Genomic DNA, 15272 nt, shown 5'->3' with positions numbered 1-15272 from the left:
TTAGGCTTGTAGCCCTTTTCTATCTGAAAAGATACGTATACGCTTACATTTATGGAAATGAGTACAAATTATACCAATACATTAAATTTTGGAGGAAAACCATGAATCGTACATTACCTATGAAAGAACTAGCCGCTTTAGGCTTTTTAATGTTTGCATTGTTTTTAGGAGCCGGAAACTTAATCTTTCCACCTCTATTAGGACAAGAAGCAGGAACTTCGTTGTGGCCAGCTATTTTTGGCTTCCTTGTAACTGGGGTAGGCCTTCCCTTATTAGCCATTATTGCAGTCTCACAGGTGAACGGTGATCTCCATCAGTTAGCCAATCGAGTCCATCCTGTTTTTGCAATCATTTTCTCCTTTACAGTTTACTTAGCAATTGGACCATTTTTTGGAATCCCCCGAACAGGAACAGTTGCATATGAAATAGGTGTGGTTCCATTCTTAGCAAATGGACAAACCACTACTTCATTATTACTATCAACCTTGATCTTCTTTAGTCTGACTTTTTGGCTTGCTCTTAATCCAGCAAAATTAGTCGACCGTATAGGGAAAATTTTAACGCCTTTACTTATTATCTTAATTGCCATTGTTTCACTAAGAGGAATATTTGCTCCTATGGGTAGTTTTGAACCGGCAGAAATTAAGTATGAGAACGGAGCTTTCTTCTCAGGATTTATCGAAGGCTATCTAACAATGGATACAATTGCCGCTCTTGTGTTTGGTATCGTCATCATGAATCGCTTAGCTGAAAAAGGTGTTAAAGACCGTGCTGCCATTCAATCTTTTACGATTAAAGCAGGGTTAATTGCTGGAGTAGGTCTATCTCTTGTGTACTTATCACTTGGCTATTTAGGTGCTAGTAGCGTCTCTACAATTGGTCGCCTAGATAATGGTGGTGCGATCTTAGCTTCAGTTGCCAATGCATTATTCGGATCAACAGGTTCAATCATCCTTGCTCTAGTTATTACATTTGCATGTTTAACGACATCAATTGGATTGGTATCTGCGTGTGGTGAATTTTTTGCCAAACGATTCACATCTGTTTCTTACCCAGTAATTATTTTCATTTTATGTGTATTCAGTTTTACAATGGCCAACCTAGGACTTAGTCAATTAATCGCCGTATCTCTACCAGTTCTTGTAGCCATTTACCCGATCGCTATCGTTTTAATTACATTATCGTTCTTCCATAAAATCATCGGGGAAAGACGTGCTATCTATGTTGGTGCACTAATAGGGGCAGGGCTGATCAGTTTATTAGATGGTATTGTAACTGCTGGGGTAGATTTAGAGTCGATCACGTTTCTACAATGGATTCCTTTATATGCTGAAGGCTTAGGTTGGTTAATACCAAGTATTATCGGTGGATTAATCGGTTGGGCTATTTCAAAACGTTAATAGGTAGTAAATGAACCCACTCCTGTAGAGTGGGTTTTTCCCCATAAAAAAATGTACCACCATAATTTGGTGGTACATTTTTACGTTATGCAGTAAATTGTTCACTTACTTTTTCTACAATGGAAGGATCATACTCTCTTACTGCCTGGTAAGCACATTCGATCGCTTCTTCGTATTCATACTCTCGAAACATTTCCTCAGCTTGAATTAATCCAATTCTAGCCTTTTCCGAGCGGTTGCGATAACGATTTGCAAACTGAATGACTCTTTCAGCAAGCTGAGCTGATTCTACAATCTCTCTCATCTTCGATTCATTTTCTTCAACGCAAGCTAAAGCCTCTTCAACTAATACGTTGACTCGTCCCATCTCAAGAGGGACTTGTTCAAGTTGTTTGGCAGCTAAAATTAGCTTTTCTTCGCTTTTCTCTAGATGATCAACAGCATCGCTTGGTAAGCCAGGGATATTACTTTTTTGTAAAAGGCGCTTACTCTCAAGCATTTTTTGCCTTAATTGGCTTAGTGTTTCTTTTGCTTTTAACTCATCTTGTCTAAGGTCGTATAATGCTTGCTTTCCTTTATCGATGTCTATTTGAATTTGTTTAACTTGCTCTCTCCACTCCTCTACCATATCAAGGATAGATGTATAAGTTTGAGATTTATTTTCAGAGACATCAACAATGACTTGAAGCTGAGTCATTAATTCATTTAACTTTTTCTTAATGATTTCTTGGAATGTAATTTCTTCTTCTGCTAAACGATAACTTAACTGAACTTGAGTCGTTTCTTCCATGAGTAGAATTAACTGCTCATCTACTTGGGCAACGTGCTCTCGCATATCCGGAATAGATTGCGCTACTTTTTGTTTAGCTTCCACTTCTACTTCTAGCATTTCATACATTTGATCAATTTGAGCCAGTAGATTATTAATCTTCTCCTCAATGATATCAATGCCGTCCAATGTCGCTACTTTTCCTAGTAATTCATCGTTTTGTTTGGAAATTGATTCGATCTTTGGAAAAAAAGCAAACGACTCTAAATTGTAGCCTGTTTTTTCCATATCATGAATCCCTTGAATTAGCTGACGTAATTCTTGAGGAACCGTTGTTTTAATTTGAACTAGCAACTTAGGTACCACTTCTATGTAAGCAGAAAGTGCTTCAATCTCGGACTTAGCTTCACTTAAATGCTCTCTTGCTTTCAGATAACTGCCCTCATCGGTGGCTTCATCAAATGCATCAAGTAACTCACGGGAACGATCCATTCTTGTATCAAACGTTGTAACCGTTACACCTAGTGAACCTCGTTTATTTAAGAGGATTTGCTGTAATGATTGAGATTGTTCTCTTACTGAACCTATCTCTGTGCTATTTTGCTCAGCACTCGACACAAGCTGATTGATCTCTTCTACCATCAATTGAAGCTGCGTTTCAATTCCATTTAGACGTTCTTTTGTTAATGAGATTATATCTTTGGCTTTTTTGAAACGATATTTAGCTGCGTATTCCTCAATATCAAATAACTTCTCTTCAATATCCGGGAGGATCGCACCAACAATTTCATCCCATTCGTTTCTCCAAAGTTCAAACTTTTCTTCTGTTTCCCCTGACATATGTAAGTTCTTCACTTTACCAATTTCGCTTGGAATATCGCGATTTAAGATCGTATTCTTCCAGTCATCTAGTTTATCCACTTCTTTATAAATGTTTTTCCTAAAAACCATCCCAATAGTAAATAAGACAGCCAAAACGACTATCGTCGCATAAATTACATACATCGTCATGTGAGGACCCCCTTCTCTAGCGTCTTATCAGTCTCATTTATGAAGGCCTCTGATGATTGGCATTGCCTGTTTAACACGTCAATCCGCACCATTAATCACTATGACCTTTCGTAATACACTTCATTTCCCGAGAAATAGACACAATCTTTATTATTGGTTCTCGGTAAAATATGAAAACCCTTTAATTTCTTACAAAATAATTCAAATTTCTACGTCTGATATATGTAATATGATACCATGAAAATAAGCTTTTGTATGCTTTTTTGTGATAGTTACATCTTCTTATTAATATAAGTTTTGAAAGGGGATATTAAATGATTAAACATGATGGACACATACATTCTCATTATTGTCCACACGGCTCATCGGATTCTTTTGCTCAATATTGCGAACAAGCTATCCAAAAAGGCCTAACCGGCATTACATTTACTGAGCACGCTCCCTTGCCAAAGGGCTTTATTGACCCTACCCCAACAATGGATAGTGCAATGGATGAAAGACATTTGACATCATACATAGAAGAGCTCCAAGCCATCCAGTCTTATTATAAAAGCAAACTAACTGTTTTAATTGGACTGGAAATAGACTTTGTCGAAGGGTTTGAATTAGAAACGAAACAATTTTTAGATACGTATGGTCCTTTTTTAGATGATAGTATTCTTTCGGTTCATTTTTTAAAGATCGAGGATATCTATTACTGTATGGATTATAGTCCAGACACGTTTAAAACATGCTCGGACCTTCTCGGGTCAGTTGACCATGTTTATCAGCTTTATTATGAAACATTAAAAAAATCAGTCCAAGCAAACCTCGGAACATTTAAACCAACACGCATAGGTCATATTACTCTATGTGAAAAATTCCAAAAAAAATACCCTGCGACTAAATCCTATCGCCAGGATATACAGACCATCTTGAGCCTCATTCATCAAAAAGGGTATCAACTTGATTATAATGGAGCTGGAACACTTAAACCATTGTGTGGCCTCACTTATCCTTCTGCAGAAATTGCAGAAGCAGCCTCAGAAATGGGCATCCCCTTAGTATATGGTTCAGATGCTCATCAAGTTAAAGGCATGTTTTCTGGTGTGGATATGCTTAGCACAAAGCAATCATTAAGCTCACCTTAACAATCAATTTATTTTTAGCATCACCCGATTGGTTCGTGTCGGCTCGATACCGCATAGGCATGAATCAATCCATGATGTCAGATGTTCCACATAGCGATTAATAAAATAGGGTTCAGTCGTTGATAATTGATAAAGCTCTCTTAAATATTGAGGTGAATAATAAGGTAAGGTAATCATGCCTCTCAATTGAATTAAGACAAAATCTATCGGTTGTTTATTAAAGCTTCCTTCTTTCATTCCCCGTCTTAACAGCTGTTCAAAGTCATGCTTTTCCTTCCGTAAATAAGTAGACATTAACTCCCGTACCAATACTGAATCCATCGTCATTTCCCGATGAACCATTCTAGCTAAATGGTAATGGTTTTGTTGATAGCTTAATAAGGAACGGATGACTGATAACAATTGTTCTCTTGTGCTTTTCATACGTGTCTCATCATCTATGTGCATAGCTTCTAGGTACCCTTCAAGGAATTGGGTCATTAGCTGTTCAAATAACCCTTTTTTCCCTCCAAAATAGTATGATACAAGAGCTATATTGACATTTGCTTGCTCGGCAATATGCCGGACTGAAGTTCCATGATAGCCTTGAGTATAAAATAAACGGGCAGCTGCTTCTTTCATCTTGTCACGTGTTGCTTCGCTCATGCACTCTCCCCCTTAGGCAACTAGATTCATTTCCTTCTCCCCAATACCTTTCGATTCTAGAACTCTAATCCCTTTTAAAAACGTTCGACATCTCCTTTAAAACCTTTCTACATTTTTTTCATTTTTAGTAGTCACTTCTTTAAAGGTTCATTCAATTTAGCAACTTTTTTTGAAATAATTCTCCTATTACGGTAAACTAACAACAAATTCATAAGTGTTATTGGAGGAGGCCCCTAATGTTTAATCAAAAATCTTATCAAGGAACGCTGGAATCAAACTACCAATTAGTCACAAAGCAACTTAAAGCCTTGTTAAGTGGGGAGAAAGATTTGATTGCCAATTTGTCAAATGCTTGCGCCTTACTTAATCAATTTCTAGAAGATGTCAACTGGGTAGGCTTTTATTTGTATAAAGAAGATGAACTTGTACTTGGCCCCTTTCAAGGATTGCCTGCTTGCGTACGTATACCCGTAGGGAGAGGTGTATGTGGTACAGCTGCTGAAAAGGTACAAACGATGCGTGTAGAAGATGTCCAGGCTTTTCCAGGACATATCGCATGTGATGCGGCCTCAAGATCTGAAATTGTCATTCCTCTTAAAAAGAACGGAGAATTAATCGGTGTTCTTGATATTGATAGCCCTTCCCTTAACCGCTTTACAAGTGAAGATCAAATCCACCTTGAATCATTTGTACAAGAATTGGAACGCCATATTTAAAAAAAAAGAAAAAGCCTAAAAACTTTGCTGTTTTTAGGCTTTTTCTTTATACGCATGTAGTTCTTGTTGAGCATACGAACGGTTCTTTCCTAACTTCTTTGCAGCATAAAGTCCATCGTCTGCCATTTTCAATAGCTCTTTTGAACTCATAGGACAGTCTTCTTTGTGCCAATAAGCAACACCACATGAGATCGTAACATAAGGATTCGTTTCCTCTGCCACCGCTAAAACAATTCGATCTGCGATTTTTTCAGCAGCAAGTAATTCAACCTTTGGTAAATAAACCGCCAATTCTTCTCCTCCCCACCTAGCTGCAACATCCTCATCCCGAATACTCCCTTTCAAAATGTTTGCTACCTGTACAATAATTTCATCACCCGTTTGATGACCATAATTGTCATTTACTTGTTTGAAATTATCAATATCAAATAAAAGGTAAGCACCATATCCATCATTTTCTAATGATTCATAGATGGTTTGATCAAGATAATTTCTCGAATAGAGGTTGGTTAAGTGGTCAGTTATCACAAGCTTTTCTAATCTTTCATGCAACATTGCATTCGTAAAAGCTAAAGTGGAATGACGTACGAGTGATTGAAGTAACTTAAAGCTATCATAACTAAAGCGATACGCCTTTGAATGAAGAACAATCACAGCTCCTTTTAGTACACCACTTTGTATCATTGGGACCGCAAGAAGTGTACGATACTTTGGGTGATTAAATAGTTTATGATTTTGGGAATCACCAATAAATTGAGGTTCTCTATTATGTTTCATCTCTATAAATAGTTGGTCTAAGACGGTTAATAGGGAAGTTGATTCAAATGCAGGTGTACTTCCTTTCATAACCTTGATGTCACCACCGGATTCAAATAAGACAAAACCGACTTGTTCAGCTCCAAATGAGACCACAATTTGCTTGGTCATAAAGCTAATTGTATCTTTTAATCTTAAATGAGTATTTAATTGATGGGTTGTTTGATTAATAAGCTGTAAATCATGATTTAGATTCCGCGATTGCTGATAGAGTTCAGCATTCTCTAAAGCATTTCCACCTGTGTCAGCTAACATATTTATAAATTCAATTTCGTACTTCAAAAGTGGCTTAGCCATCTGGACCTCTAATTCAACAACTCCATAGACCGCTTGCTTTCCACGTAACGGAGCATATATATTTATGTTTCTCCCCGCTCGCTCAACTTGCAATTCACCTTTTAAATAAGCATGTTCCGCAAAGCGATTACTATTTTCAATCCCGTACATAAGTGGCTTAATGGATAAGTCCTGATCGACTTTCCATTCATGTGTTAAATATAAATGAACCGTTCCATTTGGGAAAATTTGATTAAGAGCAGTGACAATTTGTTTCAGTACTTCCCTAATATCCATTGACCCGTGACATTTTTTTGTTACTTGCAATAGCAGATCTCGTTTTATTCCTATACTATTTGCTCTATCGCGATCATATCCTTGAGCAAATAATGATTCGAAATGGTCTAGTGATAGGTTCTTATTCATAAAAGATTTTGCAGCCCCTGCATTCAAAAACGTATGAATGATCAATCCAAAACATTTGTCATTTTGATAAAGAGGTATACATAGGTTCCATTTTGGCTTAGTAGAAATGATGTTACCTTCTATGCAGAAATACCTTTGTTCATCATCTACTTTCTGTATATGTTGCTCGATTAACTCTTGTGGCACTTGAGCTGGAACCTCATCACCATTCGTTTGAATAAGATGAAAATAATCATGGATTTTCTCATACAATGCTACCGTCTCTATCTGTTCCGATCTTCCTACCTTTTTTGCTAGTGTTTGATATGAAGAAGCGAGTTCCAAAAATTCTATTTTGTAATTTGCCCCGACTAACCATTCTTCAATTTCCATTTTCATCCCAAACGCATTTTCACCCTGAGTTTTACTCATTTACTTATACACCACCACATATATGAATACTTCAGTTCGCTTAGCTTTATTAATAGTACGAATAGCAATGATCCAGCCTTATTTGTGTTCTAGAGCACAAGTTGAATAGGATAAAATGATCAGTTTAGACCTTTCTTCATATCTCACGTAGGTATTTGTTACTGTTATTATAAATCAACTAATATAACATTACTATAATTTACCACTATTTTTTCACGAAAACTTTCCGACAATTTACTCACGATCTCTTTATTATTTACTATAAGACTAAGCTTGACTTGCTCAGGCATAAAAGTTATACTGATCTTTGTGTGAAATACGACAGCCTAGGTAAGCTTAGTATGTAAGATCATTTTGTTCCTCGGTATGCGGCTGCAAACTTGAGGTGTATCGCGTAACTTCTAGCTGTCGAAGCGAAGATACATGAAGGCAAAATGACCATATTAAGGGATTACCCATCGGTTGTTATTTTGCAACATCAAAATAACAAGGAGGAGTCTTATTATGGCTCGTTACACAGGTCCATCTTGGAAATTATCTCGTCGTTTAGGAATCTCTCTAAGCGGTACTGGTAAAGAATTATCAAAGCGTCCGTATGCTCCAGGGCAACACGGTCCAAACCAACGTAAAAAATTATCGGAATACGGTCTTCAACTTCAAGAGAAGCAGAAGCTTCGTCACATGTTTGGTGTGAATGAGCGTCAATTCCGTCGTATTTTTGATGATGCTGGCAAAATGCCTGGTATTCACGGTGAAAACTTCATGATTCTTTTAGAATCACGTCTTGATAACCTAGTTTACCGTATGGGTCTTGCTCGTACTCGTCGTGCTGCTCGTCAATTAGTTAACCATGGTCACATCGTTGTTGATGGAGGTCGCGTAGACATTCCTTCATACCGCGTGAAGCCTGGTCAAACAATTGCTGTTCGTGAAAAATCACGTGATCTAAGTGCGATCAAAGAAGCTCTTGAAGCTACTGACTTCGTACCAGCATACGTTACTTTCGATGCTGAAAAGCTTGAAGGTACATTCAGCCGCCAACCTGAGCGTTCTGAACTTCCTGCTGAAATCACTGAAGCTCTTATCGTTGAGTTCTACTCTCGTTAATAGTAGTGATGAAAAGAATCTGGCTTATGCCAGGTTCTTTTTTTATGCATAAAAAAAGAAGAGCAAATCAATGCTCTTCTTTTGTACATTACATTATAATTTTAGCAAATTTACGTTTTCCTACCTGAACAATGAGTCCGTTCTCCATTTTAACTTGAGTTTGAACATCTTCTACCTTTTCTTCATTCAGTTTTACTCCGCCATTTTGAACCATACGACGAGCCTCACCTTTTGAAGACATCATCTTTAACTCAACAAGAAGGTCAACCACCCATACTTCGCTCTCGCCTGTCCACTCAACTTCAGGAATGTCTGTTGGGAGTGAACGTTTTTGGAAAACGGTTTGGAAATAAGTTTTCGCTTCCTCTGCAGCTTGTTTTCCATGATACATTTCAACAAACTTGGCTCCAAGGTCCATTTTAGCGTCTCTTGGATGGATTGTCCCCTCTTTAATTCCTGCTTCTAAGGCGTTGATCTCATCCATAGGTAAGTCCGTTGCAAGCTTGTAATATTTAATCATTAATTCATCTGGTATCGACATTGATTTCCCGAAAATTTCATTAGGTGCTTCATCAATACCAATATAGTTATTTAGTGACTTAGACATCTTTCTTTCCCCGTCTAGACCCTCTATTAAAGGAAGGGTAATCGCAACTTGCTTTTCTTTACCGTATGCTTCTTGCAACGTACGGCCCATTAGTAGATTGAACTTCTGATCAGTTCCACCTACTTCAATATCTGATTCCAAAGCGACCGAATCATATCCTTGCATTAATGGGTAGAAAAACTCATGAATGGAAATGGGTTGACCTGATTTATAACGCTTTTCAAAATCGTCGCGCTCAAGCATTCTAGCTACCGTCATATTTGCTGACAACCCAATGACATCTTCAAATGAAAGAGCTTTTAACCATTCTGAGTTATAGTAAATAGTAGCTTTATCCATATCAAGAATCTTGCCGTATTGTTCTACATACGTCTGGGCATTTCTTTTTACATCTTCATCAGATAATTGTTTTCTAGTCTCAGATTTACCAGTTGGGTCCCCAATACGTCCTGTGAAATCTCCAATTAGCATTTGGATTTCATGACCTAGCTCTTGAAATTGACGAAGTTTGTGAAGAGGAACCGTGTGGCCTAAGTGAACATCTGGTGCCGATGGATCCATTCCTAATTTAATTTTAAGAGGCTTACCTGAAAGAACTGATTTCTCAATTTTCTTTTTCAATTCATGTTCAGGGGTGATTTCTACAACACCTCGCTTTAAAATTTCAAGCTGACGTTCTACTTCTTTCGTTTGTTCTTCTGTTAATTTCAATTCTTCACTCATCATATTGCCTCCTCTTATAAAAGCCAATCCATAATCCTAGTCATCTGTTATTTGAATTTGGGCATAAAAAAAACTCCTCCCAAAAAAGGGACGAGGTTCTCGCGGTACCACCCTTGTTGAAGCTATATTACTATAGGCTCCCACTCAACATGATAACGGAATGACCGTTCTTGTTAGACAAGAAATGCTCCAGGCTGTAATTCGTATACTATCCCTTTACTGATTCGCACCTACCATCAGCTCTCTAAAAAAGTAAATAGCACCTACTTCGACCCTTCAAAGCGAACTTAAATATACTGTTCTCTTTTTACCACATTTTTATTTTTGTTGTCAACGTCTTTACTGGAGATAATATGTAAAAACATATCATCAATTGTCAACCTATGCTATAATATGGCTGTTATTCTTGCTTTAGATCAGACTATTTTACATACATTTTCTAAAGTTATAAGCCATTACTCTAGGCATTTATTTAGAAATCTCAGGAGGTTTGCTATGAAGAGTTTTTATTCTCAAATGGTTGATAAATTGAGATTATTCTCAGAAAAGTTACATGAAAAACAAATCTTTCGTAAGATAGGCATTACATATCAAGTATTTTGGAACTTATTCCTTATCATTATGATAGTTGGATTAATGTCTATCTTCTTTATTGGAGGAACCGCAGCTGGTTATTTTGCATCTTTAGTTAAAGATGAACCATTACGATCTCAAGATTCTATGGTAGCTGACATTTATAACTACGAAGAATCCAGTCAAATCTTTTTTGCAGATGATACGTATATAGGAGAACTTCCAACCGAACTGGAGCGACATCAAGTTTCGTTAGATGAAATGTCTAAACACGTAAAGAATGCTGTTATTGCAACTGAAGATGAACATTTCTATGAACACGAAGGGATCGTCCCTAAAGCCATTATGCGTGCGACGTTCCAAGAGGTGGCAAACTCCTCTGTACAAACAGGAGGTAGTACTTTAACTCAACAATTAATTAAGCAACAAATTTTAACCAGTGAAGTATCATTTGACCGTAAGGCAACGGAAATTCTTCTTGCTATGCGGCTAGAGCATTTCCTTGATAAAGAGGAGATCCTTGAAGCTTATCTTAATGTGGTCCCTTTTGGACGAAATGCTTCAGGTAGACAAATTGCTGGAGTGCAAGCCGCCGCACAAGGTATCTTTGGAGTCGATGCAAAAGACTTGTCCATTCCACAAGCTGCATTCATAGCTGGTTTACCCCAAAGTCCATTCGGCTACACTCCTTTTACAGGAAGTGGTGAAGTTAAAGATAGTCTAGAAGCAGGCCTTAGACGTATGGATACCGTATTACGAAGAATGTATGAAGGCGGTTTTATTAATGAGCAGGAATATCAAGAAGCACTTACATACGATATTCGTGAAAATCTCACAGATAGAACACCATCACCCATAGAAGATTATCCTTATTTAACGTTTGAAGTAATGTATAGAGCTGAGAGAATACTACTAGATCAATTAATGAAAGAGAACAAGGAAAAATTGAGCGAACTTGAAGGCGAGGAGCGAATTGCCCTTATCGAGGAACTTGATGCTGAAGCAAAAGCAGATCTAAGAAGAAGTGGTTACCGAATTCATACGACTATCGATAAAGATATCTATATAGCGATGCAAGAGTCTGTTAATGACCCTTCCTTATTTGGTCCAATAAAAGAAGAGCAACAAGAAGAAGTAGGTGCTGTTTTAATAGAAAATCAAACTGGTGCGATTATAGGGTTTGTAGGTGGTCGCGATGAAGGTGCATCTAATAATAATTACTTTAACTATGCAACACGCGCTGAGCGTCCTAATGGCTCAACGATGAAACCTTTGTTAGCATACGGTCCAGCTTTAGAGACTGGTGTCATTCAGCCTGGTATTGTTGTACCTGATACACCAGCAGATTATCCTGGTAGTAATCAACCAATTAGAAATTTTGATAGAAATTTTGCTGGATTAATCACTGTACGAGAATCACTCGCACGCTCACGAAATGTACCTGCAGTACGATCTTTTCTGGAAGTGCCACATGAACGACTTCGTGAAACAATGATTAATTTAGGTTTCAACCCTAGTGAGGGTCAACCCTACCCTTCTGCAGCACTTGGTGCCGTTGAAGTAACCGTGGAACAAAACACAAGTGCCTTTTCCACATTTGGAAATAATGGTAATCGTGTGGCTCCTTTCATGATTGAACGAATTGAAACGGCATCTGGAGAGAGCGTATATGAACATGAACATAAAGAAGTCAATGTTTTTACACCGCAAACCAATTATTTAAGTATTGATATGATGAGGGATGTACTACGTCCTGGTGGAACTGCTAGCTCTGTACCTGGAAACTTGAAGTTCTCAGCTGATTGGGCAGGTAAAACCGGGACTACTGGAGAATATAAGGATTCTTGGTTCGTTGCCACAAACCCTAACGTTTCACTTGGGGTTTGGATTGGATACCCCCAAGAGCAACAAATTGAAGTCACCGTAAACGGTTTACGTTATGGTCCACGAACTCAACGGATTTGGTCCAATATTGCTAATGCTGCTTATGATCAAAAGCCAGAGCTAATAGCGCCAAGTGAACAGTTTGCGATGCCTGAAGGAATTGTACGCAGATCTGTTTGTAGTATAACAGGACAAGCACCTACCTCTCTCTGTGAGCAAGCTGGCCTTGTGAGATCTGATTTATTTAACGCTAATTTCTTACCAGGATCAGATGACTCTAATCTAGATAGTGCACGTTATGTAAGTATAAACGATCAAAATTACCTTGCACTTGGTTCTACACCACAAGAATTTACAGATGTGGGCGTCACTGTACCTGATACAATATTTGGTGTTAGCAATATCGGTGAGTATTTACCAGATTCCATGCAGGGAATCGTGCCTGACCGTGATGCCCCTAATAACGGACGAGCGCCAGGAGCTGTGAGTGGTATTTCATTAAACAACAATACTCTCACATGGAGTAAGCACTCGGATAATGATATTGTAGGTTATCGTATTTACAGAGCTTCCAATGGAAGCACTAACTTTGAACAAGTAGGTATTGTAAAAGGAAATACTTCTACAAACTATTCAGTAAGCGGAGGTTCTTATGCTTATTACGTAACAGCTGTGGATACAGCCGGAAGAGAGTCCTCCTCTTCTTCCCAAGCTGAAGGTGCTGATTACTCAGAAGAAATAGAGGAGTCAGAACCAGAAGAATCCTCTGAGCCAGCTGAAGAAGAAGAAACGCCTTCATCCGAAGAAGAAGAAAACACTGATGAAGAAACAGAAGATGATAATGACGATGAAGAAAGTGATGAAGAGGAAGAGTCGCCAGATACAGAAGAAACCGACGATCCAGAAGACTCTTCAGATGATGAATAATAAAAAAGCGAAACCCTTTAATCGGGTTTCGCTTTTTTATATAAAAACACCGTTTGCAAACTGCAAACGGTGCTACTCTATTAATCTTCCATTGTTGATAAGTCGCCAGTCGGTAAGTCAAGCTCCCATGCCTTTAAGACACGACGCATAATCTTACCACTACGCGTTTTTGGTAAACTAGAACGGAATTCAATTTCTCTTGGTGCTGCATGTGCAGCTAATCCTTTTTTAACAAAGTTACGAATCTCTTCTTGGAGCTCATCTGTCACTTCATATCCCTCACGAAGTGCAACAAAGGCTTTAATGATCTCTCCTCGAACTGGGTCAGGCTTACCAATAACCCCTGCTTCAGCAACAGCTGGGTGCTCAACCAGCTTACTTTCGACTTCGAAAGGTCCTACTCGCTCTCCAGATGTCATGATTACATCGTCAATTCGACCTTGGAACCAGAAATATCCATCCTCATCCATATAAGCAGAGTCACCAGAAACATACCAGCCTTCAATTTCAAAATAGCTCTTATACTTTGGTTCATTGTTCCAAACTGCACGCATCATTGAAGGCCAGCCTTTTTGAATCGCTAAGTTACCCATACGATTTGGAGGTAGCTCGTTTCCTTGATCATCAATAATAGCGGCTTTCACACCCGGAATCGGTTTACCCATTGATCCAGGACGAATTTCCATAGATGGGTAGTTACAAATAAGTTGCGCACCCGTCTCAGTCATCCACCATGTATCATGAATTCGTAAATTGAAGACCTTCATTCCCCAACGTACAACTTCTGGATTTAGAGGCTCACCAACACTTAGAATATGACGAAGTGAAGAGAGATCATACTTTTTAACAAGTTCATCTCCTGCACTCATAAGCATACGAAACGCTGTAGGTGCACTATACCATACTGATACGTTATAACGTTGCAATGTGTCGTACCAGTCGGTCGGACTAAATCGTCCGCCACGAACAACATTTGTTACACCTGCAAGCCAAGGCCCGAAGATTCCATAAGACGTACCTGTTACCCAACCTGGGTCTGCTGTGCACCAGTATACATCGTCTTCTTTAAGGTCAAGTACCCACTTAGCCGTTTGATAATGTTGAAGCATTGCATTGTGAACGTGTAGAACACCTTTAGGCTTTCCTGTTGAACCAGATGTGTAATGAAGAATTAAACCATCTTCACGATCTACCCATTCAATATCTAACTCTTCGCTTGCTGCATTTAAACGTGTGAAGAAATTTAAGTAAGGACCTTCTTCTTTAGCTGACTCATCTACAACTAATACTTTTTCAAGATTAGGTAGATCATCAACTGGTACTCGCTCAAGTAATGCTGGAGTTGTAATAAGAACTCTTGCTTCACTATCTTCAAGACGATCACGTACTGCACCTTCCATAAAGGCTTCGAATAATGGACCAACAATAGCCCCTACTTTGATTGTTCCAAGAATGGAGAAATAAAGTTCAGGTGAACGAGGCATGAAAATAAAAACTCGATCTCCTTTTTCAACGCCAATATCTCTAAGCACATTACCCGCTTTATTTGACTGAATTTTCAAATCGTTATAAGTATACTTTTCGTCTCTGTTTGCATCGCTATAATACAATGCAACATGATCTGCTTTTGTACCTTCTGCGTGACGATCAATCGCTTCATAAGCTAGGTTTAATTGACCTGTCTCACTCCATGAAAATTCTTTTTCAACGGTAGACCAGTCAAAACTTTTTACAGCCTCATCGTAATTTTCTAAGTTAAATAATCCTTTTTCAGATGGAAGCGCTTGCACATTCATTATACATCTTCCTCTCTATATATGTATTTTCAAATCTATTATAATACAGACTGAA

Annotated in this window: 10 protein-coding genes and 1 other annotated feature; of the genes, 5 read left to right on the top strand and 5 right to left on the bottom strand. The window is 38.3% G+C overall.

The genetic code is table 11. From position 1 onward, the window contains the following. Positions 1-101 precede the first annotated feature (101 nt). Positions 102-1400 (top strand): branched-chain amino acid transport system II carrier protein, encoded by a 1299-nt coding sequence (brnQ, locus tag AB3N04_RS15200; protein WP_368503543.1) that lies wholly within the window; start codon positions 102-104, stop codon positions 1398-1400. 85 nt (positions 1401-1485) lie between these two features. On the opposite strand, the gene ezrA is transcribed toward brnQ, so the two are convergent. Continuing rightward, complete coding sequence (gene ezrA, locus AB3N04_RS15195; RefSeq protein ID WP_368503542.1) at positions 1486-3180, bottom strand: septation ring formation regulator EzrA; 1695 nt, start codon at positions 3178-3180, stop codon at positions 1486-1488. 314 nt (positions 3181-3494) lie between these two features. Between ezrA and hisJ the strand changes: the two genes are divergently transcribed. Beyond that, positions 3495-4310: a histidinol-phosphatase HisJ gene (gene hisJ, locus AB3N04_RS15190; protein WP_368503541.1), complete on the top strand. Its 816-nt coding sequence runs from the start codon at positions 3495-3497 to the stop codon at positions 4308-4310. Positions 4311-4313: 3 nt separating this feature from the next. On the opposite strand, the gene refZ is transcribed toward hisJ, so the two are convergent. Then, on the bottom strand, positions 4314-4955 hold the full coding sequence (gene refZ, locus AB3N04_RS15185; RefSeq protein WP_317121969.1) for a forespore capture DNA-binding protein RefZ: 642 nt from the start codon (positions 4953-4955) through the stop codon (positions 4314-4316). 236 nt (positions 4956-5191) lie between these two features. On the opposite strand from refZ, the gene AB3N04_RS15180 reads away from it, so the two are divergent. Then, positions 5192-5671: a GAF domain-containing protein gene (locus tag AB3N04_RS15180; RefSeq protein ID WP_368503540.1), complete on the top strand. Its 480-nt coding sequence runs from the start codon at positions 5192-5194 to the stop codon at positions 5669-5671. 33 nt (positions 5672-5704) lie between these two features. Here AB3N04_RS15180 and AB3N04_RS15175 read toward each other — a convergent pair whose 3' ends face one another. Further along, on the bottom strand, positions 5705-7600 hold the full coding sequence (locus tag AB3N04_RS15175) for a diguanylate cyclase (protein WP_368503539.1): 1896 nt from the start codon (positions 7598-7600) through the stop codon (positions 5705-5707). Between the two features lie 504 nt (positions 7601-8104). On the opposite strand from AB3N04_RS15175, the gene rpsD reads away from it, so the two are divergent. After that, positions 8105-8707, top strand: coding sequence for a 30S ribosomal protein S4 (rpsD, locus tag AB3N04_RS15170; RefSeq protein WP_047973103.1), 603 nt, complete (start codon positions 8105-8107; stop codon positions 8705-8707). A gap of 88 nt (positions 8708-8795) precedes the next feature. Here the strand turns inward: rpsD and tyrS are convergent, their stop codons facing one another. Then, positions 8796-10040, bottom strand: a complete 1245-nt coding sequence (tyrS, locus tag AB3N04_RS15165; RefSeq protein ID WP_368503538.1) for a tyrosine--tRNA ligase — start codon at positions 10038-10040, stop codon at positions 8796-8798. Positions 10041-10120: 80 nt separating this feature from the next. Beyond that, positions 10121-10326, bottom strand: a binding site (T-box leader). A 206-nt stretch (positions 10327-10532) separates the two neighbouring features. On the opposite strand from tyrS, the gene AB3N04_RS15160 reads away from it, so the two are divergent. Continuing rightward, on the top strand, positions 10533-13421 hold the full coding sequence (locus AB3N04_RS15160; protein WP_368503537.1) for a transglycosylase domain-containing protein: 2889 nt from the start codon (positions 10533-10535) through the stop codon (positions 13419-13421). Between the two features lie 80 nt (positions 13422-13501). On the opposite strand, the gene acsA is transcribed toward AB3N04_RS15160, so the two are convergent. Then, positions 13502-15217: an acetate--CoA ligase gene (gene acsA / locus AB3N04_RS15155; protein WP_368503536.1), complete on the bottom strand. Its 1716-nt coding sequence runs from the start codon at positions 15215-15217 to the stop codon at positions 13502-13504. Positions 15218-15272: the final 55 nt, after the last annotated feature.

Source organism: Alkalihalophilus sp. As8PL (genome assembly GCF_040939795.1).
GTDB classification, from domain to species: domain Bacteria; phylum Bacillota; class Bacilli; order Bacillales; family Bacillaceae_D; genus Alkalihalophilus; species Alkalihalophilus lindianensis.
This window is presented reverse-complemented; position numbering and strand designations above follow the sequence as displayed.